Below are 23,386 nucleotides of genomic sequence, written 5' to 3'. Positions count from 1 at the left end.
CGTCTCCCAGACGCAATCTTACGCTCGCGCGTTATTTTATTTCGTCGGTGGGAAACGGTCAAGTACGCCTGTGCATACGATTTCGGTCACACCGCGACGGGCGCTTTGATGGGCCCGTGCGGCGCATAGTCGTGAACCGCGAAATCCTCAATCGTATAGTCGAAAATCGAACGCGGCCGCCGCACTATCTCAAGCCGCGGATGCCCTCGCGGTTCCCGCGAAAGCTGCTCGCGGATCAGCTGTTCGTGATTGAGATACAGATGCGTGTCACCACCCATCCAGACCAGCTCGCCCGGTTCGAGATCGACCTGCTGAGCGATCATGCGTTGGAGCAGCGCCGCCGACCACAGGTTGAACGGCAGGCCGAGCGCAACGTCACAACTGCGCTGGTAGAGCAGGCAGTTCAGGCGATCGCCCGCGACGTGGAACTGGTAGGTCTTGTGACACGGTGGCAGCGCCATCTGCGGCACCTCGGCGACGTTCCATCCCTCGATGATATGCCGGCGGCTACCCGGATTGTCCCTCAGTGAATCGACCACTTCGGCGACCTGATTGATCCCCCGCCCCTTGCGGAAGAGCCCTCCGGCCACCGGCTGGTAGGTCGGCCAGTCGACCCACTGCTTGCCATAGACGGGACCGAGATCGCCCCATTTCGCGGCGAATTCCTCGTCCTCCCTGATCCGTTCGACGAATGTGTCGAGCGCGATCTCGTCGTCCGTCTCCTCGACATAGCGAGCATGCGGCCACTCGTTCCAGATCTTGACGTTCTGGAGCACCAGCGGGCGGATATTGGTGTCGCCGGTGAGGAACCAGAGCAGCTCGCGCGTGGCGGTCTTCCAATAGACACGCTTGGTCGTGATCAGCGGCATCGCGCCGCCCGCCAGGTCGAACCGCAGCGTCGCACCGAAGATCGACCGGGTACCGATGCCGGTTCGGTCTTTGCGCTCGTCTCCCTCGCGCCAGATCCTGCGCATGAGGTCGAGATATTGCTGTTCGAAGTGCGGTCCGGACACGGTTTCAGTCTCGCTGGATGTGTCATGCCGCTGTAATGCCGATTTGTGCAAATTGCCCGCTTGCGTGCCTCGCAATCCACACCTATAGGGCGCGCCTGCCTCGCACCCGTGGCCGAATTTTGCGGCCCGGTCCGATCCGGTCGGGGAGTAGCTCAGCCTGGTAGAGCACTGTCTTCGGGAGGCAGGGGCCGGAGGTTCGAATCCTCTCTCCCCGACCATTTGCAACGTTTATGCGCGGCTCGTTCAGAGCCCCATTCTTAGTCCCGCCCACACTGTCCGCGGCACGCCGAGGTCGATCGAGCCGCCCTGGTTGCGTGTCACGATGGTCTCATCGGTGAGATTCTCGCCGCGGAAGACCAGTGCGACATTGCCTGTCAGCGGCACCTGCACAAAGGCACCGAGCGTGGTGAATGCCGGAAGGATGTCGGTTTCGAGGTCGTCCTCGAACTGCGCGCCGACATGGCGCAGACTCGCCGACAGCAGCCAGTTCTCGGCAGGGCGGTAGGATAGCGTTGCCCCGCCGACGAATCGCGGCGTCTGCGAGGGACGGTTCCCGTCGAGCGCGGCGGCGAAGCCGGACCCGTCAGATTCCGCGTCGGTCCAGGCGGCGGATGCATCGAGGCTGATTCTTCCGAAGGTTGCCGAGGCCGAAGCCTCGATCCCACGCGCATGGATCGCATCGATATTGCGGCGCTGGCGCAGGTTCGTGCCAATCGTGACATTGGCGATGGCGTTCTCGACCCGATTATCGAATGCCGTGAGTGAGAACGCGACATCGGGCACGGGCGTGACGTCGATCCCTGCCTCGAAGCCTTCGAGCCGCTCGTTTTCGAGCCCCGCATTGGCCTCGGTGACGACCGGAAACACTACGAAGGGGCGGTACAGCTCGTTGAGCGTCGGCAGGCGCAGACCCGAATAGGCGGCGGCACGCAGGGCGATCGTATCGCCGGTCCGATAAAGAACCCCGCCCCGAAACGAGGCGTCCCACCCGCTGCGGTCGGGATAGGTCGCCGAGACGACAGGACGTCCATTGCCGTCGCGCTCTTCGAAAAAGCCATCGCGAATGGTCCAGCGATCAAGCCGCGCCCCCGCGGTCAAGACGAGCGCACCGATCGTCCAGTCGTCTTCGATGAAAAACCCGACATCGGTGTTGGTGCCGCCGGCGTTCCGGCGTGCCCGGATGGCCCCCGTGAAGGAACTGATGGCGTCTTCGAACAGCTCGCCATCCGAGCGGCGATAGTCGACCCCCAAGCGCAAGACATGCGCATCGTCCACGGGAGGCCGCAATTCGAATTTGCCGCCCAGCCCGGTGGCCGGGGTGTTACGCTGATCCAGCACGGGGACGAAGCGCGTCGAAGATATGATCCTGTTGGTGAAGTTCCGCGCCTGGACGTAGGCGATGGCGTCGAATTGCCAAGCGCCGCGTCCGATCAGGCGCAGGCTCGCATCCTGCCCTTCGATGCTACTGTCCGCGCCTTCGAAGCGCAGCGTGCGCTCGTCGCGATAGGCGAGGCCGCGAAACTGCAGTTCGACATCATCGGTGAGCGGGGCAACACCACGCAATTGCGCCGACCAGCCATCGAATGCGGCACGCGCGCTGAGCGGGACGCGATCCGCTTCGGGCGTGGTGAAGAAGCCTTTCCCTCGATCCCAGCGCCCCGAGGCGACGACGAACCCACTGCCGACCCGAGCGCCCGCCGTGGCCGATGCCTCGGTTTCTCCCCGATCGTTCGCAAGTATCTGTCCACCGAATCCGTCCAGTGCCTCGATGCCCGCGCTTTCAAGTTCGATCGTGCCAGCGAGCGCGCCCGCGCCGAAAGGTCCCGAACCACCACCACGCGTCACGCGGATCCGCGACAAGCGTTCGGGGGCGAGCGCGCTGAAGGGAACATAGCCGAAGAAGGGATCGCTCATCGGCACGCCATCAAGCAACACCAGGGCGCGGCTGGTGGCATTGCCGCCCAGCGCGCGCAGCGTCGCGCCTTGTGCCGACGCATTGGCCGAGCGACTGTCCGATCGGCGGAACTGCTGGAAACCGGCGACCGTGGAGAGCGCATCCTCTATCCGCCCCGACGGTACCGATAGCAGCTCTTCGCGATCAATCGTCTGTGTGTCGTAAGCCGGCGCGGCAGGCGTTTCGTCCAGGCCTTCGCCGCTAACGACGATAACTGGTTTTTCATCCTTGGCCGAGAGCGGAGCAGCCAAGGCCAGAGCGAGGCCGGGACCGGCCATCCAATATCGGGAAATAGACATCGCTGCGTGCCCTAACGGGTGATCCGGAGGAAGGCGAGAGCAAGCTAAGCGATTGCACCTTTGCGGCGATTGCCTAGAGATGGCGGGGGAAGAGGAGAGAGTTGGGATGACCGAGGCAGATGAGCGTTCGGAATGGGTCAAACGGCCCGCGGCAGCGATCGAGGGCACCGGTTGTACCCTCGATGACTATCAAGCGCTGTACGCTCGCAGTGTGGAGGACACCGACACCTTTTGGGCCGGTCAGGCGGAGCGACTGGAGTGGTTTACTGCGCCCACCACGATCGCCAACTGGTCTTACGACCCGGTTTCGATCAAATGGTTCGAGGACGGCGTACTCAACATTTGTCACAACGCCGTAGATCGCCATGTCGCGGCGGGTCATGGCGACAAACTCGCGCTCATCTTCGAGCCCGACGATCCTGCGGGCGAGGTCCGCCGGATCACCTATGGAGAACTTCAAACCGAAGTCGTCCGCATGGCAAACACGCTCAAAGCCATTGGCGTTCGGAAGGGCGACCGGGTCACGATCTACATGCCGATGGTGCCCGAGGGTGCCTATGCCATGCTCGCCTGCGCGCGGATCGGTGCGATCCACTCGGTCATCTTCGGCGGTTTCAGCCCCGAGGCGATTGCCGGACGGGTCGAGGACTGCAAGAGCGACTGGATCGTCACCGCCGACGAAGGCCTGCGCGGAGGCAAGCGCATACCCCTAAAGGCCAATGTCGACGCGGCCCTGGAAAAGGTATCGGCCAAGGCGGTACTCGTGCTGCGGCACACCGGTGGCAAGGTGGCAATGACCGAGGGCCGCGACCACTGGTATCACGAACTTTCCGCCGACGTGCCCAGCGAGTGCCCCTGCGAGCCAATGAGCGCAGAAGACCCGCTGTTCATCCTCTACACGTCGGGCTCGACCGGAAAGCCAAAGGGCGTGCTCCACACCACCGGCGGCTATGCCGTGTGGACCGAAACCACTTTCCGCTATGTCTTCGATTACCGCGAGGACGAGGTCTACTGGTGCACCGCCGATATCGGATGGGTCACAGGTCACAGTTACATCGTCTACGGCCCTCTGCTGAACCGCGCGACCGCGCTCATGTTCGAGGGCGTACCCAACTATCCAGATCACGACCGTTTCTGGGCGGTCTGCGCCAAGCACCACGTAAATATCTTCTACACCGCCCCCACCGCGATCCGCGCGCTGATGCGCGAGGGCGATGCGCATGTCGCAAAGCACGACCTTTCGTCGCTCCGCTTGCTCGGCAGTGTGGGCGAGCCGATCAATCCCGAGGCCTGGCGCTGGTATCACGAGACCGTTGGCAAGGGTGAGTTGCCGATCGTGGATACCTGGTGGCAGACCGAGACCGGCGGATGCATGATCACCACCCTGCCCGGCGCGCACGACATGAAGCCGGGCAGCGCGGGCCGCCCGTTTTTCGGCGTCTGCCCACAGCTCGTCGACAACGATGGTGAGGTGCTCGACGGTGCCACCGAAGGGAACCTGTGCATCACGCGCAGCTGGCCCGGCCAGGCACGCAGCGTTTACGGCGATCACGAGCGCTTCGTGCAGACCTATTTCAGCACCTATGAAGGCAAATACTTCACCGGCGACGGCTGCCGCCGGGACGAAGACGGATATTACTGGATCACGGGGCGCGTCGACGATGTGATCAACGTATCCGGCCACCGGATGGGTACTGCCGAGGTGGAGAGCGCACTGGTGATCCATCCCAAGGTATCCGAAGCCGCGGTCGTGGGATTCCCGCACGATATCAAGGGACAGGGTATCTATTGCTACGTCACGCTCAATGCGGGAGAGGAGGCGAGCGAGGATCTAGCCGGCGAGCTGCGCGCGCTCGTGCGCGAGGAAATCGGCCCGATCGCGAAGCCCGACCACCTGCATTTCACCCCTGCCCTGCCCAAGACTCGCAGCGGCAAGATCATGCGCCGCATCCTGCGCAAGATCGCCGAAAACGACTTCGGGTCGCTGGGCGACACATCGACGCTGGCCGATCCCGGCGTCGTCGATTCGCTGATCGAAGGACGACAAAACCGCTAACCGTGCGTCGCGCGCGCCAGTCCAATCGTGCGGCATTGAACGCTGCGGGCAGGCAGCTGGCGATCGACACACCCGGATACGGAGATTGCCTCTGCCAGAGTTATCGGGCGCTTAACCAGAAGCATGGCAGAAGTCCCATATGTATGAGGACCGACGCCAATGTGGATAGTACAGAGCGTCGCCAAGCGTACGCGCAAGTCCGGCTGGCGCGGTTACTTCCTGATCGGATGCGTCGCGATCCTTGCCCTCCTCCTGGCTGGTACCAGCTGGTTCGCATGGCGATCTTCCGTGGAACGCGCTGCAGCCGATGACCGGCTCGATCAGACCCTTGGCGTATTACACGCGACCGACCAATTGCGCACTGCCGCGCTGCAGCAGATACGTGGGGGACGCGGTTTCCTGCTGACTGGCAATCGATCGTTTCTGACGCCCCATCTCGAAGGTGTGCAAGGGTCCGAAGCGGCTCTTGCGCGTCTCGCCGATCTGGTGGCGGAGAATCCGACCCAGCTTTCCCGAATTGAGGCCTTGAGAACCGACCTCGCCCAACTCGGGTCGGTAATCGGGTTCATCATCGAAGATACCGAAAGAGGGCGCGAATCCGATGCTCTGCGGGTCATGCGCAACGGCAGCGACCGGGATGCAATCGAGGCCATCATGCGAACCCTCGACGAAATCGAATCCACGGAACGCTCAGCACTTGCTTTGCGCAAAGCCACCGCTCTTCAGTGCGCGATCGAGAATGAACAATACCAGTACATGCTGGCGGTAATCGGTCTTTTGCTGCTTTCGTTGTCGATCCTTGCGACAATTCATGTGCGCAAAGCGCTGGATAGGGAGAAAGCGGCCAGGCGCGAACTCAAGCGGCTCGCCACGACCGACCCGCTCACGTCGCTGCCCAACCGTCGGGCCTTCATGGACGCTCTCGACCGCTCGTTATCTCAGGTTGAGGGCGATCCCGATGGCAAGTTCAGTCTCGCCATATTCGATATCGACCATTTCAAGCGGATCAACGACAGGTTCGGGCATCCGGCAGGCGACGAGGTCATCAAGGAAGTAGGCGCACGCGCGCTTGCTGCCTTACGTGAAGACGACCTCGTCGGGCGGATCGGGGGGGAGGAGTTCGGCGTGATCCTTCCCCGCGCCAATCTCGAAGTCGCACGCACCGCTTGCGAGCGACTGCGCGGCGCCATCGCAGGAACCCCCGTCAAGCACGGCGATACAATCATCCCCTTCACGGCAAGTATCGGCATTGCCGATTACCAAGATGGCGATGATATCGACCATTTGATGGCGCGCGCCGATGCGGCTCTGTACGAAGCGAAGACAGGCGGCCGCAACCAGGTTCGCCTCGCCGCCTGACCCTTGCACATGGCGTCCCTGCCCGCCTAGGCGTTGTGCATGGCAAAACATCGCATCCTCTTCGTATGTCTCGGCAATATCTGCCGCTCCCCCCTTGCCGAAGCCGCCTTTCGCAGGGCTGCCGCCGAAGCAAGCCTCGACGTCGAGGTCGATAGCGCCGGCACTGCCGACTATCATGTGGGCGAGCCGCCAGATCCGCGCAGCATCGAGGAAGCGGAGCGCCGAGGGATCGACATCCGCCATTATCGCGGACGCCAATTGAGCACCCGCGATTTCCACGAGTTCGATTTCATCCTCGGCATGGACCGCTCGAACATGGCCAATATCGGTCGTGTCGATCCGGGCGACGGCAAGGCGAGGGTCGCGATGCTGCTCGATATCGTTCCGGGCCAGCAGGGGCGCGAAGTGGCCGATCCCTGGTATGGCGGTCCTGAGGGGTTCAGCACCACGTGGCACGAGGTCGACGCCGGCGCGCGCGCTTTGCTCGCGGTGTTGCTCGATGAGACCGCTTGAGCCTGCCGTAGAGGCGATTTGCGGCGCCGCTGCGCTCGCTGTCGAACCGCTTGCCGGCGGAGACATTTCGGGAGCAAGCCGGGTGCGCTTGGCAGGTGATCGCACGGTGGTCGTCAAGGGCGGGCCGACCATTGAGCGCGAAGCCCGCATGCTGTCCGCGATGAAGGCGCTGGGCGCTCCTGTACCCGAGATTGTCGGATGCGCCGATGGTTGGCTGGTGCTGGAAGACCTCGGCCCGTCGCGCCCGTTTATCGCGGCCGCGTGGACCGCGATTGCCGACGCACTCGAACCGCTCAAGAATGCAGACCCGCGCGAAGGTTTCGGCTGGTCCCAAGACTATAGCTTCGCGCATGTCGAAGTGCCCAATCGAAGGGACCGGAACTGGTCCGCATTCTGGCGCGACAACCGACTGCTGTGCCATGTCTCCGCGCTTGATCGCCCCCTCGCCCGGCGTGTCGAAAACCTCGCCGCGCAGCTCGACCAAATTATCCCCGAACGCCCGCCGGTGGCGCTGTTGCACGGCGATCTGTGGGGCGGGAATGTCCTGTGGGACGGAACGCGGGCATGGCTGATCGATCCCTGCTCCTATTACGGCGATCGCGAGGTCGACATTGCAGCGCTGACGGTTTTCGACAGCCCGCCGGAGGAGTTCTTCGACCGGCTCGCGCTCGATCCCGGGTGGCGGGAGCGACTGCCGGTCTATCGTCTGTGGATGTGGCTCATCCACGTCCGCCTGTTCGGCGACAGTTATCGCGGCGCGGTCGAGCGCGATCTCGACGCGCTGGGCTTCTAGCCGCCGCGTAGCGTCTTCACGCCGAAATCGCGTTCGAACAGGTAAAGCAGCACGCGCGCCGCCTCGCCGCGCTTGCCCTCCAACCCGCCGTCGCGCTCCATCAGCAGGCGCGCATCGTCATAGGCCTTGGGCAGCAGTTCGGTGATTTGCTCGAGGCTGGCGACACTGAACGGCGTATCGCCAGATTGCCGCGTGCCAAGAAGTTCACCACCTCCGCGAAGACGCAGGTCTTCTTCGGCGAGGTAGAAACCATCCTGACTTTCGCGCATCAGCGCCAGCCGTTTCTGAGCGGTTTCGGACAGTGTCTCGCCGTGCAGCAGGACACAGAACGACTTCTCGCTTCCGCGCCCCACACGGCCACGTAACTGGTGCAATTGCGCCAGACCGAAACGCTCGGCCTGCTCGATCACCATGAGCGTCGCATTAGGTACGTCGACACCCACCTCGATCACCGTAGTGGCCACCACCAGTTTCGCTTCGCCGCGCGCGAAGCGCTCCATCGCCGCGTCCTTGATCTCGGGCGCAAGCTGGCCGTGGATCATGACGACGTCCTCGCCGAACCGCTCCTTCAGGGCGGCATAGCGCGCCTCCGCCGCAGCGATTTCATCCGGACCATCCATCTCGCGGACCATCGGGCACACCCAATAGGCCTGACGACCATCGGCAATTTGCGCCGCAAGCCGCTCGACCAGCGCACCGATCTTGCCCTGCCCCATCACCACCGTGTCGATCGCCTGTCGACCGGGCGGTAGTTCGTCGAGCTTGCTCACGTCGAGCTCGCCATATTGCGCCAGCGTCAGCGTGCGCGGGATGGGTGTGGCGGTCATGGCGAGAACGTGCGGCGCACGCTTGCCCTTGCTCGCTAGCATCAGCCGCTGGCCGACCCCGAAACGATGCTGTTCGTCGATCACCACCATGGCGAGATTCTTATAGGCGACCGTGTCCTGGAAGATCGCATGCGTGCCGACGACGATGTCGATGCTCCCGTCGAGGAGGCCCATAAGGATGCTTTCACGCGCCCTTCCCTTGTCGCGACCGGTGAACAGGACAACCTCAGCTCCCGTGGGCGCGGCCATGCGGCGCAGCGTCTCGTAATGCTGGCGAGCAAGAAGCTCGGTCGGCGCCAGCATCGCTGCCTGCGCGCATGCTTCGACAGCGATCAGCATGGCTTCCAGCGCCACCACCGTCTTGCCCGCACCGACATCGCCCTGCAGCAGTCGCAGCATCGGCGCTTCCTGCGCCATGTCGCCCTCGATCTCCGCAATCGAACGTTTTTGCGCGCCGGTCAGCGGGAATGGTAGGTCGAGCTTGCCGCGGTAGCTGCCATCGCCTTGCAGCGGCTGTCCCTTGCGCTTGCGATTGTCCGCCCGCACCAGCATTAGCGCAAGGCTATTGGCGAGCAACTCGTCATAGGCCAGCCGGTCGCGCGCCGAGGCATTCTCGCCCTTGTGCGCCAACACCAGCGCATCGCGCCAGGACGGCCAGCCCTCTTTCTCCACCTGCGTAGGTTCGATCCATTCGGGGAGCTCGGGTGTGCGTGTCAGGGCCTGTTCGACCAATCCCGCAACCCTGGGCTGCGTCAGCCCCTCGGACAGGCGATAGACCGGCTCGCACAACCGCTGCAGAGTCTCGCCACCGTCTTCGACCACATGGTCCGGATGCACGATCTGGAGCATGTCGCCGAACCGCTCGAGCTTGCCGGCGACCCAACGCACCTCGCCGACCGGCAGCTGTTTCTTCGCCGTATAGGAGGCGCGACCGAAATAGGTCAGCGCCAGCACGTTGCCGATGCTATCCTGCGCCAGGACACGATAGGGCGCGCGCGGAGAACGGCCGCTGCGATGTTCGGTAACGGTGAGCTTGACGACGATCTGTTCGCCTTCGCCCGCCTCGTCGACATTCTCGACCGCGCGACGCGTCACGAAACGTTCGGGCAGGTGGTAGTCGAGATCGCGCACCCGCGTAAGGCCGAGCCTGTCGAGTGGCTTCTTCACTTTGGGCCCCACGCCTTCGAGCGTCTCGGTCTCGGCAAACAGCGGATTGAGGATCTCGGGGCGCATGACGATCTCCTAGACCAAGCGAAAACACCCCGTCACCCCCGCGCAGGCGGGGGTCCAGATAAGCTGTCGATATCGCACGGCTGCTGACCTTTTCTGGATCCCTCCCTTCACAGGGATGACGAACAGGAAGGAAGGCGCTAGAGGCGCGGACATGCCCGATCTCCTTACCCTCGAAGGCCGCAAGCAGCGTGCGAAATTCCGCGCCTGGCACCGCGGCACGCGCGAAGCCGATTTCATGATCGGCGGCTTCTTCGACCGGTATCATGCCGACTGGGGCGAGGCCGAACTCGCCTGGTTCGAAGCCCTGCTGGAGGAAGACGATGTCGATGTCATGGCATGGGCGATGAAAACGCAGCCCGCCCCTCCACGGTTCGAGGGCGATCTCATGCGCGCGATGCAGGAACTCGATTACGTCGATATTCCGCGTTGACTATCGCCCCTCTTCTTCAGAGGAGGGGCAACGAGACTTGGTAAGCCGCAGGCGAGCCTAGTCGCAGTGGGGTGGTGTCAAAGGGCGCTCGCTCCGCTCGCCACCACCCCCAACCCCCTCCTCTGAAGAAGAGGGGGCTTTTTGCGCACGCACGGAACGCCCCAACGACTGGAACGCTGAAACCGAGATGCCCGACCTTTCCCGCATCCTGAAAGCCGATACGCCCCTCACTCTGGCGCAGGTCGCGCGCGGCGCGCAACCGCTGGTGATGGCCGACCTTGCCCGCGCCAGCACGGGCCGCGCGGTCTTCATCGCACCGGACGATGCGGCGATGCGAGGGATCGTCGATGCCGCCGCGTTCTTCGCGCCCGAACTGGAAGTGATCGAATTCCCCGCATGGGATTCTCTGCCTTACGACCGCGCCAGCCCCGCCCTCGCGATCAGCGCGCGACGGCTGGCCGCGCTACATCGCCTACAGGCGGGCAAGGCAAAGGCGCAACTGGTTGTCACCACGGCCAACGCAGTGCTCCAGCGCGTACTCACTCCCTTTCGCATTCGCGAGAGCGTGCGCGAGTTCAAGCCGGGTATCGAGATCGGACGCGAGAGCCTGTCGCTGCTGCTGCAAAAGCAAGGCTACAGCCGCACGGACACGGTGATCGACAAGGGCGAATACGCGGTGCGCGGATCGATCGTCGACATCTTCCCCAGCGGGATGGACGAAGCACTGCGCCTCGATTTCTTCGGCGACGAACTGGAGAGCCTGCGCACCTTCGATCCGAATACGCAGATGAGCACCGGGCGGCTCGAATCGCACCTGCTTCTGCCCGCCAGCGAGGCGCTGCTGGACGAAGACAGCATCAAGCGGTTCCGTTCGCGCTATCGCGAGATGTTCGGCGCCAACGCGACGCAGGATCCGCTCTATGAAGCGGTCAGCGACGGACGCCGCCTCGCCGGAATGGAACACTGGTTGCCGCTGTTCGAGGACAAGCTGACGACGCTGTTCGATCACTTGGGCAAGGACGACCTCGTCGTGATCGATCAGGCTTCACTTGCGGCAGCCGACGAGCGCGTCAAAGACGTCGCCGACTATTACGAGCAACGTACCGCCATCACCGGTCAGGCCAAGGGTAATTACCGCCCTCTCGAACCTAATGCGCTCTACCTGACGGGCGAGGAGTTCAAGCAGGCTCTCGCCAGCACGCCTGCCCACCGCGCCACGCCCTTCGATGAACCCGAAAGCGATAGCGTCGTGTCCTTCGGCTTCCGGTCAGGTCGCGATTTCGCGCCCGAACGCGCGCGCGGCGACAATGTCTATCCAGTGTTGGCCGAGCATCTGAAGACGCTTTCGAAGGCCGGCAAACGGCCATTGCTGGCGGCCTATTCGAAGGGCAGCCGCTCGCGCATCGCCTCGATTCTCGAGGAAGCGGGTACGCCGGTGCAGCTCGCCGAAACTTGGCAGGAGGCGCTGGGCCTGGCGGCCAAGGGCAAACCGGCCGCGATGGTGTTGCCGATCGAGGCGAGCTTCGCGAACGACGAGATGGAGCTGCTGACAGAGCAGGACATTCTCGGCGACCGGCTCGTCCGCCGCAAAAAGAAGCGCAAGGATGCAGACGCCTTCCTCGCCGAATTGCAGGCCCTCAGCGTCGGCGATCTCATCGTCCATACCGAACACGGCATCGGCAAGTATCTCGGCCTCGAACCGATCCCGGTGGGCAAGTCGAAACACGATTGCGTCCAGCTCGAATATAAGGGCGGCGACAAGCTGTTCATTCCGGTGGAAAACATCGACGTCCTCAGCCGCTACGGTTCATCCGAGGAGGCGGTCATGCTCGACCGGCTCGGCGGCGAGGCGTGGCAGAAACGCCGCGCGCGGCTGAAGGAACGCATCCGCGAAATCGCGGGCGAGCTTATGCAGGTTGCCGCCCAACGCGCGCTCAAGAAAGCGCCGGTGCTGGAAGTGGAGGATGGCGCCTACAACCAGTTCCTCGACCGCTTCCAGTACGAGGAAACCGACGATCAGGAGCGCGCGATCGAGGACGTGCTGCGCGACCTCGAAAGCGGAAAGCCGATGGATCGGCTGGTCTGCGGCGACGTCGGCTTCGGCAAGACCGAGGTCGCATTGCGCGCCGCCTTCGTCGCGGCGATGAACGGGCAACAGGTCGCGGTGGTCGCGCCCACCACCCTCCTCGCGCGCCAGCACTTCGAGAATTTTGCGAACCGATTCCGCGGCTTCCCTCTGAAGGTCGGGCGACTTTCACGCCTCGTCCCGGCACGCGAGATGAAGGAAACGCGCGACGGGCTTGCCAATGGACAAGTCGATATCGTCGTCGGGACGCATGCAATCCTCTCGAAGCAGACCAAGTTCGACAACCTCGGCCTCGTGATCGTCGACGAAGAGCAGCGCTTCGGCGTCACCCACAAGGAAAAGCTCAAGCAGCTGCGCGCCGATGTACATATGTTGACGCTCACCGCCACGCCGATCCCGCGGACGCTGCAGATGGCGATGACCGGCCTGCGCGAGCTTTCCACCATCCAGACACCTCCGGTCGACCGCCTCGCGGTGCGCACCTACGTTATGGAATGGGACGACATGGTGATGCGCGAGGCGCTCTTGCGGGAACACCATCGCGGCGGGCAGAGCTTCATCGTGGTGCCACGCATCTCCGACATGGAGGGCATTGCCGACTGGCTGCACGAGAACGTGCCCGAGGTGAAATTCGTTTCCGCTCACGGCCAGATGAGCGCGGGCGAGATCGAAGAGCGGATGAGCGCCTTCTACGAGGGCAAGTACGAGGTCCTGCTCGCCACGACCATCGTCGAAAGCGGGCTCGATTTGCCGAGTGCGAACACCATCATCATCCATCGCGCCGATATCTTCGGCCTTGCCCAGCTCTACCAATTGCGCGGGCGCGTCGGTCGCGCGAAGCTGCGCGCCTATGCCTATCTTACCTATGCGCAGGATACGCAGCTGTCCGAAGTGGCGGAAAAGCGCCTCAAGGTGCTGGGCGATCTCGACAGCCTCGGCGCTGGCTTCCAGCTTGCCAGCCATGACCTCGATATTCGCGGGGCGGGCAACCTGCTCGGCGATGAACAGTCGGGCCATATCCGCGAAGTCGGCTTCGAATTGTACCAGTCGATGCTCGAGGATGCGATCCTTGCCGCCAAGGCGGGCGAACTGGGTCTGGAAGCCAAGCCCGAGAAGATCAGCCCGCAGATCACGGTCGATGCCCCAATCATGATCCCCGAGGATTACGTCCCCGACCTGGCAGTGCGCATGGCCCTGTACCGCCGCCTCAACGATGCCGAAGACAAGGCCGAGATCGAGGCGCTCGCCGCCGAAATGATCGACCGTTTCGGCGACTTGCCGCCTGCGACGGCGAATTTGGTCAAGCTGATCGAAATCAAGCACCAGGCGATCGAGGCCAATATCGCCAAGATCGATGTCGGCGCGCAGGGCACGCTGGTCACCTTCCACAATGACGATTTCCCCGATGGGCCGGGCCTGATCGCTTATGTCGACCGGCTGCAGGGTACCGCCAAGCTAAGGCCCGACATGAAGCTGGTGATCAGCCGCGCGTGGAATTCGCCGGAAAGCCGACTCAACGGATTGTTCCAGCTGACCAAGGGCTTGTCCGGCATCGTCAGGAAAGCGCGAAAGCGCGAGAGGAAGGCCGCCTAAGCCTCTACCAATTCAAGAAAATCATCGCCACTCATCGGTTCAGCGCGCAGGAAGCCTTGATAGGATTCGCACCCTTCGCTGCGCGCCAGTTCGCGTTGCGCCTCGTTCTCGATCCCCTCGACCAGCACCTTCAGATCGAGCGCCACCGCCATCGCCAGGATCGCGCGAAACACCGCAAGGTCGCGCTCGTCCTCGAGCACCCCGTCGAGCATCGAGCGGTCGAGCTTGATGCAATCGATCGGCAAAACCTTGAGGTAGCGGAAATTGCAGAAGCCGGCACCGAAATCGTCGAGCGCGATCCGAATGCCGAATAGTTTAAGCTGATCGAGCACACGGCTCACGCGGTCGAGATCGGCCAGCAGAACCTGTTCGATGATCTCCAGCGTGATCCGATCCAGCGGGAACCCGGTCTCCTCGGCCATCCGTGCAAAATCGAGCGCGAAATTGTCTGCCGCAAGATCCGCAGGCGTGATGTTGAGGGAAAGCCGCAAACCCCGGGGCCAATCACGCGCCTTTTCCAGTGCGCGGCGGGCTATGTGCCGCGACAGATGCGCCACGTGATCGGCGCGCTCGGCGATCTGGAAGAGCGTACCGCCCCCGATCCGGCCGATGACCGGGTGATCCCAACGTGCCAATGCCTCGGCCCCGATCAGCCGGTCGTCATCGAGCGCATATTGCGGCTGGAACAGGATCTCGATCTCGTTGCGGTCGATCGCTTCGAGGAGGTCGGCTTCGAGCTGCTGGTTCGATCTACCGGCGCGCGCCACATCGCCGGTCGACCAGTCGATCCGCCGGCGATTGCTCTCCCGCATCCGTGCAGCGACTTCGGAAAGACGGTCAAGCACGCTGTCGGGGTCGTCGTTCTCGGTCACGCGCATTAGCGCAAGGCGCGGCCAAAGGCGCAGGCTCGCCCCGCCCTCCGGATTGGCGATCGGCATGGCGATCGCATCCGCCAGAGCCTCGGCCAGCCACTGCCAGCGTTCGCGGCTGCACTCCTGCCGCGCGACCAGGAGGAAATTTCCGCCGCTGAGCCGTGCCGCAAACCACGCGCTCGAGCTTTCCAGCTCATCCCCCGCAAAATGTTTGATACGCTGAGCGACTTCGACCAGCGCGCCATCGCCCGCCGTCTCCCCGAATGCGACATTTACCGTATCGATCCGGCCGAGCGTGATCATCATCGCATGTAACGGGCAGGCAATCGTTTGATGCGGCCATTCACGCAGCCATTGCGCGATCGTCTCGCGCGCCTGCGCCTGATCTGCGAGGCCGGTCAGCGTATCGCGGGTTTGGTCGATCATTTCTTCGGGCAAGCTCGCCATGCAGCGTCCCTTATCGCGTCCTTTGCCGAGGTTTGCCAGTTTTTCCGGCGTGTTGCCAAATGGGACGCGCGACCATAGGTAGCGCGCGGTGCCCGGCGAGCCTTGGTCGGGACGGGAGGATGCGAGGGACCATGTCCGAATTCAGCCGCCTGGCCCTGATCGTGTCCGACGCCCCGGGTGCGCAGGAAGCGGCGGAAACCGATTTCCGCGACGTTGCGGATTGGGTGCCGCTGGAGGAGGCCGACGCAGTCGTGGTGCTCGGCGGCGATGGTTTCATGCTGCAGACGCTGCATGCCATGCTCGATTCGGGCCGGATCATTCCCGCCTATGGGCTCAACCTCGGAACGGTCGGTTTCCTGATGAACCGCAATCGCAATCCCGAGACTTTGATCAAGCGCATAGGCAAGGCCAAGCCGCACCATATCGCACCGCTTCGCATGTGCGCGGTGACTCAGGATGGCAAAACCCACACCATCTGCGCGATCAACGAAGTCAGCCTTCTGCGTGAGACACGCCAGACCGCGAAACTGGAAGTAACCGTCGACGACAAAGTCCGCATTCCCGAGCTGGTCTGCGATGGCGTGCTGGTCGCGACCCCTGCCGGGTCGACCGCATACAACCTTTCGGCGGACGGACCGATCCTGCCGCTCGACTCGAACCTGCTCGCCCTCACCCCGATCAGTCCCTTCCGCCCCAGGCGCTGGCACGGCGCGATCCTGCCTGACCGCAGCCGTATTTCGCTACGCGTACTCGAAGAGCATAAGCGCCCGGTCTCGGTCGTGGCCGACCAGCGCGAGCTGCGCGATGTCGCCCAGGTCGACCTCGAAATCGCGCGCGACAGCGAATTGACGCTGCTGTTCGACCCGGGCCATGCTCTCGACGAGCGCATCGTCGCCGAGCAATTCGTGGTCTGACGAACACTTTCCCACCGCCCCACCCAGTTTTTGCAAATTGCGTGCTTGCCAAACCGGAATCGCACCCATATAGGCGCACCCCTGCCGTACAGGCTGCTCCCCGATAGCTCAGCGGTAGAGTAGGTGACTGTTAATCACTTGGTCGTTGGTTCGAATCCAACTCGGGGAGCCATTTCTCTCACAAATTCAATAGCAAGCGCACGCCGACCCACGCGGTGAGCGCGGCTGTGCCCAGCCGGATCCAGCGCTGCGGCAGGTATTTGAGCGCGAACAGGCTCCCGATCTGGCCGCCGATGGCCACCGCTACCAAAAGCGGTAGCCCGAGATCGACTGCCGCACCGAATCGCCCTGCCCCGCCCTTGAGCAATTGCCCGGCAAGACCGAATGACGAATTTACGAGAATGAAGAGGCTTGCGGTAGCGGCGATGGCTCGCGCACCATTCCACCGCGCAAGGTGCAGCAGGGGCGCGAGGAAAATGCCGCCACCGATACCGACCAACCCGGCGAGATACCCCAGCGGAGCAGCCAGCACTGGCATGATCTTGGCGATGCGCGCTGGTTCGGCGTGCGGCACCGCGTGCGAAGGCAACAAGAGTGTTCCTGCGGTCAGGACCAGGCTAGCTCCGAGAATGGCGAGAAACGTCGTTTCGCCAATTGGGGTGAGACCGCCGAGAAAAGACGCGGGCGCGGCGATACCGGTAAGCAGCAGCGCGCCGCGCCAAGGGGTGATCCCGGCTCTGGCGAACCGTACCGAACTGCCCGCGACCACTACGATATTGCAGGACAGCGAAAGCAATGGGAGAATGCGATAATCGACCTCGGCAAGGGCGAGAAGTGCGGTATAGGTCGATCCGCCACCAAAGCCGACGCTGGCGTAGAGCAGGGCCGTAACGAAGAAAGCGACGACGATAACGGTCATGCGGCTTGCCTAGACCGACCGGGCGCTGCGGGCTAGCGTCGCTCCGCGCAGGAGGGGCAACGCATGATTTGGAGCGATATCGAGCTTGGCGAAGCTCTGACCCGGGCGGGACCCGCCGAGGCCGGACTGCTGGGCGATATCACTGCCGACGCTTTCCGCCACGATCCGTTCAACCTGTGGCTGTTCGGAAATTTCGCGGGGATCGAAAATCTGTTCCACCTGCAAGCTCGGCACATCTACGCACCGTGCGGCCTCTGCTACACGCATGGCCACGAAGGTGCCTGTATGTGGATGCTGCCCGGAGGCGATCCCAGTTTCGGCTTACGGGAGTACGCAGCCTTCGCACTTCCCACACTCTTCAAATGCGGGCCGCGCGCCGTGATGCGCGGTATCCAGACCGGTGAGGCAATGGAAGAACGCCATCCCGCCTTCGAACACGCTTATCTCTTCAGCATCGGAGTTCGTCCGTCCGCGCAAGGCAAGGGGCTGGGCCGCAAGCTCATCCAGCCGGTGCTCGATGCCTGCGATAGAAAAGACCTGCCCGCATATCTGGAAAACTCGAACCCGGCGAATACCGGCTTCTATGTCTCCTACGGTTTCGAACCGCAGGGAGAGCCGATCCATCCCCAACCAGGCAGCCCTCCGTTGCAACCGATGGTCAGGCAGCCCCGCCGCGCCTAGCGACAGGGCTGCACCATCCGATCAGGCGTTGGCGCCGATCGCGCCATGGCAATGCTTGTACTTATTGCCCGATCCGCACGGGCACGGCGCATTGCGGCTGATGTCCATCCCCGCATAGGGATTCTCCGGATTCGAGCCGCCCGGCCCGGCGGCAGCGCGCGCGCTGCCAGCCAAGGCACCGAACAGCGCCTCGCGACCGCGCGAACCATCGCCATCGTCCGAATTGTCTAGACCGGTGAGCGGATCGATATGGCCGGTCAGGAAATCCGGCAGTTCGGGCAGGTCCACTTCTGGCAGCGGGGCCGGTTCGACCAGTTCGAGGCGGATCAGCTTGTTGGTCACCGTCTCGCGCAGCTTGTCGAGCATGGTTTCGAACAGGCTGAAGGCTTCCTGCTTGTATTCGTTCAGCGGTTGTTTCTGCGCATGGGCACGCAGGCCGACGACCTGACGCAGCGCATCGAGCGTTGCCAGGTGGTCCTTCCACTGGCCGTCGAGTTCCTGCAGCAGCACGCTCTTCTCGATCCGACGCCACAGCGCGGGATCGGCGGCCGCGATCTTGTTGTCCATGATGCGGTCGGCTTCGGCCGCGAGGCGCTCCTCGATAATTTCGGGTTCGACCTGATCTTCCTCGACCCATTCCTCGATCGGCGCATCGATGGTCAGCACGTCGTGCACACGGGTCTTGAGGCCTTCGATGTCCCATTGTTCGGGATAGGAGCCCGGCGGGCACGCCTCCGTGACGATTGAATTGATCGCATCGTGGCGCATGTCCACGACGACATCGTCGACCGCTTCGCTGTCCATGATCTCCGCGCGCTGCTCGTAGATGACCTTGCGCTGGTCGTTCATCACGTCGTCGTACTGAACCACCTGCTTGCGGATCTCGTAATTGCGCGCCTCGACCTTCTTCTGCGCGGTCTCGATCGCCTTCGACAGCCATTTGGAGCCGATCGCCTCGCCATCCTCGAGGTTCGAATTCATCATCTTGGCGAACAACGTGTCCGGTCCGAAGATACGCAGGAGGTCGTCCTCCAAGCACAGGTAGAAGCGGCTGAGCCCCGGATCGCCCTGACGGCCCGAGCGGCCGCGTAACTGGTTGTCGATGCGGCGGCTTTCATGGCGCTCCGTACCGAGCACGAACAGTCCACCGGCATCGAGCACCTTTTGCCGCTCCGCAGCCACCTCGGCCTTGATGCGTTCGATCTCCAGGTCCTTCTTGGCACCATCTTCCATATCGCCAAGTTCGTCCCCGACACGGAAATCGAGATTGCCGCCCAGCTGGATGTCGGTGCCGCGGCCGGCCATGTTGGTGGCGATGGTGACCGCACCGATGCGGCCCGCCTGCGCTACGATATGCGCCTCGCGCTCGTGCTGGCGGGCGTTGAGGACTTCGTGCTCGACGCCTTCCTGCCTGAGGAACTCGCTGAGCATTTCGGATTTCTCGATCGACACCGTGCCGACCAACACCGGCTGGCCGATGGCATTCTTCTCGGCGATCGCCTTGGCGATGGCTTTGAACTTGTCCTGCGTATTCTTGTAGAACTCGTCGTCCTCGTCGATGCGGGCGACGGGCACGTTGGTCGGAATTTCGACCACGTTCATCTTGTAGATGTCCCAGAATTCCGCCGCTTCGGTGGCCGCGGTGCCGGTCATGCCCGACAGCTTGGGATACATGCGGAAATAGTTCTGGAAGGTGATCGAGGCGAGCGTCTGGTTCTCCGGCTCGATCTTGACGCCTTCCTTGGCCTCGACTGCCTGGTGCAGGCCGTTGGACCAGCGGCGCCCTTCCATCATGCGGCCGGTGAATTCGTCGATGATGACGACCTTGTCGTCCTTCACGATGTAGTCCGTGTCCTTCTTGAACATGTGGACGGCGCGCAGGGCCTGGTCGAGATGATGGACTACTTGCGTGTTCTCGACATCGTAGAGGTTCTCGGTTTCCAGCAGGCCCTTCTCGACCAGCAGCTTCTCGACTTCCTCGGTGCCTTCCTCGGTAAGCTGGATGTTGCGCTGCTTTTCGTCCTTCTCGTACCAATCCTCGGGAAAGGTCTTCACCACCTCGTCGATCGAGATGTAAAGGTCGGACTTATCCTCGGTCGGACCCGAGATGATCAGCGGAGTACGCGCTTCGTCGATCAGGATCGAGTCGACTTCGTCGACGATCGCGAAATTGAAGGGGCGCTGCACCATCTGGCTGCGCTCGTGTTTCATATTGTCGCGCAGGTAATCGAAGCCGAGTTCGTTATTGGTGGAATAGGTGATGTCCGAATTGTAGGCCTCGCGGCGCTGCTGTTCGCTGAGGTTCGGAACGATCACGCCCACCGTCAGGCCGAGGAATTTGTGCAGGCGGCCCATCCACTCCGCGTCGCGTTGGGCAAGATAGTCGTTGACGGTAATGACATGGACGCCCTTGCCCTCGATCGCGTTGAGATAGGTCGCAAGCGTGGCGACCAGCGTCTTGCCCTCACCGGTGCGCATTTCCGCGATTTCACCGCGATGCAGCACGATTCCACCGACCATCTGGACGTCGAAATGACGCATGCCGAGGACACGAACCGAAGCCTCGCGCACAGTGGCGAATGCTTCTGGGAGGATGTCGTCGAGCGCCTTGCCGTCGGCCAACTGCGCGCGGAACTTATCGGTCTGCGCGGCAAGCTCCTCGTCGGACAGGGCCTGCAATTGCGGTTCGAGCGCGTTGATCTGATTGACGATCTTGCCGAGCGACTTGACGTAGCGGTCGTTGGACGAGCCAAACACGGACTTCATGAGGGAATTGAACATGGGAAGTGGGGTTCCTGAAACTATGCAGGTATCTACAGGTGAAATGCCCGCGCACGCCTGTCGTGCCGGGCCTGATGCGTCAATGAAGAACGCGGGTTATTCGTAAGCGCGGTCGGCGCCGAACATCACGGTCGGGATGACGACCCTGATCTTGCCGACTGGACGGCAAGGCCGCGACTTCTCGTCGCGAGCCTTCCTTTGCCGATCACGTTCCTCGCAAACGGCAGTCTCGCTCTTGCCGGGCTGGTCGGCCCGCTGGCTCAGTTCCAAGGCGACGCCCAGCGACTGCGAGGCGGCGACATGCGTCGGCGCTCCGGCAGCGGCGAGGCCGGTGATGATAGCCAGGCAGGTGAGCAGGCGGCGGAACATGGTGGCGACAAGATAGCGTCAATCGCGTCATTGTCCACCGCGCGCCCGTCCAAAGTCTCGGCATACCGGTGGGGAATTCCGCTTCTTTACCTGCTTGAAACCATATTTCCGATAGCACCGCGGAAGCGCCGGGCGATAGCCGCCCGAACCCGGGGGAACGACATTGACCGATATCACTGCCGACAGCGCCCCATTCGCCAGCGGCCCCGGCTCGCAGGCCGGCATGGGCGAAACGGCGGTCAGCGACGATAAACCTGCGGTTGTTCGCCGCCTGATACTCGCGGCCTTCACGATGCTGTTCGTCGAGCTAGCGCTGATCCGCTGGCTCGGCGCGAACGTCGTCCACCTGTCCTATTTCTCGAATTTCGTTCTCCTCGGCTCCTTCCTCGGTATCGGCGCAGGCTTTCTGATAAGCCGTAAGAACTGGTCGATCTGGCCCTTCTCCCTCCCGCTGCTTGTCGTTCTCGTCATTGCCGTGGTCAAATTTCCGGTATCGATCGAACGCACCGGCTCGGACATCATCTATTTCACCTCGCTGAGAGTTTACGGACCGCCGGCCTGGCTCGCCCTGCCGCTGGTTTTCGTGACGGTAGCGGCGATCGTGGCCGGACCGGCCGAACTCGTCGGTCGCTGTTTTGCCAAGCTCACCCCGCTTACCGCCTATCGCTGGGACCTCATCGGCTCGCTCGCCGGCATCCTCACCTTCACCGCGCTCAGCTTCCTGCACGCCCCGTCGATCGTTTGGGGCCTGATGGCTGTCGTGCCTATCTTGTCCTGACCGATTCCAAGCGACGCATCATCAGCGTAGCCTGGTGTGTAGCGCTGCTCATCCCCCTGGCGCAGGAAAGCCTGCGCGACGACACGCATTGGTCGCCCTATTACAAGGTCGAAACAACCAGCAATCCGGGCATGCCGGGGTTCATGGAGATCCGTGCAAACAAGGTTCCGCACCAGTTGATGGCCCCTGCCGAATGGAAGATCGAGCAGGGCGAGCGTATCTACGAAATGCCTTACAGCCGCTTGCCAGTCGACGATCTGGACAATGTCCTCATCATCGGCGCAGGTTCCGGTTCGGACGTCGCCATCGCGCTGGCCAATGGCGCGAAGTCGATCGATGCGGTCGATATCGATCCGGTCATCATGGAATTGGGTGCCGCGCACAACATCGATCGTCCCTATGACGATCCGCGGGTCACCCGTCACGTCGACGATGGTCGCGCCTTTCTGCAGAACACGGACAAGAAATACGATCTCGTCCTGTTCGCATTGCCCGATTCGCTGACCTTGGTGAGCGGAGCTTCGCAGATCCGGCTCGAAAGCTTCCTGTTCACCGACGAAGCGTTGCAATCGGTCAGGCGTGTACTGACCGATGACGGCGCCTTTGCGATGTACAACTATTACCGCGAGGACTGGCTGATCGACCGGCTGGCCGGAACCGCCGCCAAGGCCTTCGGCCACGCGCCCTGCGTCGACACCTTCGCAGACCGGCAGGCGGTGATCTCGATCGCCAGGCACGAAGGTTCGCAATCCTGCGGCGAGGCGTGGTCGCGCAGCGCCTCCGCCGAAGAGGTCGGGACTGTCACCGACGACGCACCGTTCCTTTATTTCCGCGGAGGAGGCTTTCCGCCACTCTACGCCATCACGCTGCTCGGCATCCTCGTCGTCACGGTGCTGACCGTGCGCGTGCTGGGCGGTCCACTCCGGGAAATGCGTCCCTATGCCGACCTGTTCTTCATGGGCGCCGCTTTCCTGTTGCTCGAAACCAAGAACATCGCGACCTTCGCCCTGCTTTTCGGCACCACCTGGTTCGTCAATGCGCTGGTATTTGCCGGCGTGCTGATAGTCGTGCTCGCCGCGGTGGAGACGGAGCGCAGGTTCAGGACGCCGCCACTCAAGGTCGTGTTCGCGGCGATTGCCGTGGCACTGGCGGCCGCCTGGGTGATCAAGCCCGAATGGCTGCTGACACTCTCGTTCTGGCCGCGACTGGTGGCGGGCACGGTCCTGGCTTTCCTGCCGATCTACCTCGCCAATATCGCCTTTGCGAAGCGCTTTCGCGAATCCTCCAATTCGCAGAGCGCATTCGCGCTGAACCTGATTGGCACGATCGTGGGCGGCTGCCTCGAATATCTCGCCCTGTTCAGCGGTTACAACAATCTGCTGGTGGCCACCCTTCTGCTATATGGCCTCGCATTCTGGTTGGTCCCACGCGGAGCCGCGCGCACCGCCTGACGCTTGGCAAAGCGGTGG

General features: G+C 62.9%; 17 protein-coding genes and 2 tRNA genes. 12 read left to right on the top strand and 7 right to left on the bottom strand.

The genetic code is table 11. The features are described 5' to 3' along the window. Nucleotides 1–86: 86 nt before the first annotated feature. On the bottom strand, nucleotides 87–1,013 hold the full coding sequence (gene thyA, locus ASS64_RS00890) for a thymidylate synthase (protein ID WP_067688429.1): 927 nt from the start codon (nucleotides 1,011–1,013) through the stop codon (nucleotides 87–89). 141 nt (nucleotides 1,014–1,154) lie between these two features. On the opposite strand from thyA, the gene ASS64_RS00885 reads away from it, so the two are divergent. Further along, nucleotides 1,155–1,231 (top strand) — tRNA-Pro (locus tag ASS64_RS00885). A 25-nt stretch (nucleotides 1,232–1,256) separates the two neighbouring features. On the opposite strand, the gene ASS64_RS00880 is transcribed toward ASS64_RS00885, so the two are convergent. Continuing rightward, nucleotides 1,257–3,266, bottom strand: a complete 2,010-nt coding sequence (locus ASS64_RS00880; RefSeq protein ID WP_067688425.1) for a TonB-dependent receptor — start codon at nucleotides 3,264–3,266, stop codon at nucleotides 1,257–1,259. A 106-nt stretch (nucleotides 3,267–3,372) separates the two neighbouring features. On the opposite strand from ASS64_RS00880, the gene acs reads away from it, so the two are divergent. The 4 genes from acs to ASS64_RS00860 all read left to right on the top strand — a co-directional run bounded on the left by acs (nucleotide 3,373) and on the right by ASS64_RS00860 (nucleotide 7,987). Next, nucleotides 3,373–5,322, top strand: a complete 1,950-nt coding sequence (gene acs / locus ASS64_RS00875) for an acetate--CoA ligase (protein WP_067688421.1) — start codon at nucleotides 3,373–3,375, stop codon at nucleotides 5,320–5,322. 159 nt (nucleotides 5,323–5,481) lie between these two features. Next, the gene (locus ASS64_RS00870) at nucleotides 5,482–6,681 is read left to right on the top strand and encodes a diguanylate cyclase (protein ID WP_067688417.1); all 1,200 of its coding nucleotides are present in this window, start codon (nucleotides 5,482–5,484) and stop codon (nucleotides 6,679–6,681) included. Nucleotides 6,682–6,720: 39 nt separating this feature from the next. Continuing rightward, nucleotides 6,721–7,194 carry a low molecular weight protein-tyrosine-phosphatase gene (locus ASS64_RS00865; RefSeq protein ID WP_067688415.1) on the top strand — a complete coding sequence of 158 codons (474 nt, stop codon included), beginning with the start codon at nucleotides 6,721–6,723 and terminating at the stop codon, nucleotides 7,192–7,194. Beyond that, nucleotides 7,181–7,987 (top strand): fructosamine kinase family protein, encoded by an 807-nt coding sequence (locus tag ASS64_RS00860; RefSeq protein WP_067688412.1) that lies wholly within the window; start codon nucleotides 7,181–7,183, stop codon nucleotides 7,985–7,987. Before ASS64_RS00865 ends, ASS64_RS00860 begins: the two co-directional genes overlap by 14 nt. Here the strand turns inward: ASS64_RS00860 and recG are convergent. Further along, nucleotides 7,984–10,047 carry an ATP-dependent DNA helicase RecG gene (recG, locus tag ASS64_RS00855; protein ID WP_067688409.1) on the bottom strand — a complete coding sequence of 688 codons (2,064 nt, stop codon included), beginning with the start codon at nucleotides 10,045–10,047 and terminating at the stop codon, nucleotides 7,984–7,986. The two genes, ASS64_RS00860 and recG, sit on opposite strands and share 4 nt — an antisense overlap. Before the next feature lie 151 nt (nucleotides 10,048–10,198). Here recG and ASS64_RS00850 point away from each other — a divergent pair, with 151 nt between their 5' ends. Both ASS64_RS00850 and mfd read left to right on the top strand, forming a co-directional pair. Then, nucleotides 10,199–10,477 carry a succinate dehydrogenase assembly factor 2 gene (locus ASS64_RS00850; protein WP_067690227.1) on the top strand — a complete coding sequence of 93 codons (279 nt, stop codon included), beginning with the start codon at nucleotides 10,199–10,201 and terminating at the stop codon, nucleotides 10,475–10,477. Between the two features lie 187 nt (nucleotides 10,478–10,664). Continuing rightward, entirely contained in the window at nucleotides 10,665–14,156 is a 3,492-nt protein-coding gene (gene mfd / locus ASS64_RS00845; RefSeq protein ID WP_067688406.1) for a transcription-repair coupling factor, read from the top strand. Here mfd and ASS64_RS00840 read toward each other — a convergent pair. Then, nucleotides 14,153–15,454 (bottom strand): bifunctional diguanylate cyclase/phosphodiesterase, encoded by a 1,302-nt coding sequence (locus tag ASS64_RS00840; RefSeq protein WP_234002273.1) that lies wholly within the window; start codon nucleotides 15,452–15,454, stop codon nucleotides 14,153–14,155. The genes mfd and ASS64_RS00840 overlap by 4 nt on opposite strands. Before the next feature lie 152 nt (nucleotides 15,455–15,606). Here ASS64_RS00840 and ASS64_RS00835 point away from each other — a divergent pair, with 152 nt between their 5' ends. Together ASS64_RS00835 and ASS64_RS00830 are read left to right on the top strand one after the other, a co-directional pair. Further along, nucleotides 15,607–16,389 (top strand): NAD kinase, encoded by a 783-nt coding sequence (locus ASS64_RS00835; protein ID WP_067688400.1) that lies wholly within the window; start codon nucleotides 15,607–15,609, stop codon nucleotides 16,387–16,389. A gap of 97 nt (nucleotides 16,390–16,486) precedes the next feature. Further along, nucleotides 16,487–16,561: transfer RNA gene (locus ASS64_RS00830), tRNA-Asn, on the top strand. Between the two features lie 6 nt (nucleotides 16,562–16,567). Here ASS64_RS00830 and ASS64_RS00825 read toward each other — a convergent pair. Further along, on the bottom strand, nucleotides 16,568–17,308 hold the full coding sequence (locus ASS64_RS00825; RefSeq protein ID WP_067688397.1) for a sulfite exporter TauE/SafE family protein: 741 nt from the start codon (nucleotides 17,306–17,308) through the stop codon (nucleotides 16,568–16,570). Nucleotides 17,309–17,371: 63 nt separating this feature from the next. Here ASS64_RS00825 and ASS64_RS00820 point away from each other — a divergent pair, with 63 nt between their 5' ends. Further along, nucleotides 17,372–17,989 carry an N-acetyltransferase gene (locus ASS64_RS00820; protein ID WP_067688394.1) on the top strand — a complete coding sequence of 206 codons (618 nt, stop codon included), beginning with the start codon at nucleotides 17,372–17,374 and terminating at the stop codon, nucleotides 17,987–17,989. Between the two features lie 21 nt (nucleotides 17,990–18,010). On the opposite strand, the gene secA is transcribed toward ASS64_RS00820, so the two are convergent. Beyond that, entirely contained in the window at nucleotides 18,011–20,770 is a 2,760-nt protein-coding gene (gene secA / locus ASS64_RS00815; protein WP_067688391.1) for a preprotein translocase subunit SecA, read from the bottom strand. Nucleotides 20,771–20,866: 96 nt separating this feature from the next. Next, a complete protein-coding gene (locus ASS64_RS00810; protein WP_067688388.1) occupies nucleotides 20,867–21,139 on the bottom strand; it encodes a hypothetical protein in 273 nt (90 codons plus the stop codon). 163 nt (nucleotides 21,140–21,302) lie between these two features. On the opposite strand from ASS64_RS00810, the gene ASS64_RS16775 reads away from it, so the two are divergent. Both ASS64_RS16775 and ASS64_RS00805 read left to right on the top strand, forming a co-directional pair. Then, the gene (locus ASS64_RS16775) at nucleotides 21,303–21,917 is read left to right on the top strand and encodes a hypothetical protein (RefSeq protein ID WP_198147608.1); all 615 of its coding nucleotides are present in this window, start codon (nucleotides 21,303–21,305) and stop codon (nucleotides 21,915–21,917) included. Next, complete coding sequence (locus tag ASS64_RS00805; protein ID WP_198147606.1) at nucleotides 21,881–23,368, top strand: spermidine synthase; 1,488 nt, start codon at nucleotides 21,881–21,883, stop codon at nucleotides 23,366–23,368. Before ASS64_RS16775 ends, ASS64_RS00805 begins: the two co-directional genes overlap by 37 nt. The last annotated feature ends 18 nt before the right edge of the window (nucleotides 23,369–23,386 follow it).

Origin of the sequence: Erythrobacter sp. AP23, from assembly GCF_001542855.1 — a bacterium.
In the GTDB taxonomy this organism is placed as follows: domain Bacteria; phylum Pseudomonadota; class Alphaproteobacteria; order Sphingomonadales; family Sphingomonadaceae; genus Qipengyuania.
The sequence above is the reverse complement of the archived record's forward strand: the minus strand, read 5'-3'. Positions and strand labels throughout refer to the sequence as shown.

Excerpts from the sequence above, each read along its gene's own strand:
- ASS64_RS00865 (WP_067688415.1), top strand. The coding sequence starts at position 6,721 with ATGGCAAAACATCGCATCCTCTTCGTATGTCTCGGCAATATCTGCCGC.
- ASS64_RS00820 (WP_067688394.1), top strand. The coding sequence starts at position 17,372 with ATGATTTGGAGCGATATCGAGCTTGGCGAAGCTCTGACCCGGGCGGGA.
- acs (WP_067688421.1), top strand. The coding sequence starts at position 3,373 with ATGACCGAGGCAGATGAGCGTTCGGAATGGGTCAAACGGCCCGCGGCA.
- ASS64_RS00860 (WP_067688412.1), top strand. The coding sequence starts at position 7,181 with ATGAGACCGCTTGAGCCTGCCGTAGAGGCGATTTGCGGCGCCGCTGCG.
- ASS64_RS00810 (WP_067688388.1), bottom strand. The coding sequence starts at position 21,139 with ATGTTCCGCCGCCTGCTCACCTGCCTGGCTATCATCACCGGCCTCGCC.
- mfd (WP_067688406.1), top strand. The coding sequence starts at position 10,665 with ATGCCCGACCTTTCCCGCATCCTGAAAGCCGATACGCCCCTCACTCTG.
- secA (WP_067688391.1), bottom strand. The coding sequence starts at position 20,770 with ATGTTCAATTCCCTCATGAAGTCCGTGTTTGGCTCGTCCAACGACCGC.
- ASS64_RS00835 (WP_067688400.1), top strand. The coding sequence starts at position 15,607 with ATGTCCGAATTCAGCCGCCTGGCCCTGATCGTGTCCGACGCCCCGGGT.
- ASS64_RS00850 (WP_067690227.1), top strand. The coding sequence starts at position 10,199 with ATGCCCGATCTCCTTACCCTCGAAGGCCGCAAGCAGCGTGCGAAATTC.
- ASS64_RS00880 (WP_067688425.1), bottom strand. The coding sequence starts at position 3,266 with ATGTCTATTTCCCGATATTGGATGGCCGGTCCCGGCCTCGCTCTGGCC.
- recG (WP_067688409.1), bottom strand. The coding sequence starts at position 10,047 with ATGCGCCCCGAGATCCTCAATCCGCTGTTTGCCGAGACCGAGACGCTC.
- ASS64_RS00870 (WP_067688417.1), top strand. The coding sequence starts at position 5,482 with ATGTGGATAGTACAGAGCGTCGCCAAGCGTACGCGCAAGTCCGGCTGG.
- ASS64_RS00825 (WP_067688397.1), bottom strand. The coding sequence starts at position 17,308 with ATGACCGTTATCGTCGTCGCTTTCTTCGTTACGGCCCTGCTCTACGCC.
- ASS64_RS00840 (WP_234002273.1), bottom strand. The coding sequence starts at position 15,454 with ATGATCGACCAAACCCGCGATACGCTGACCGGCCTCGCAGATCAGGCG.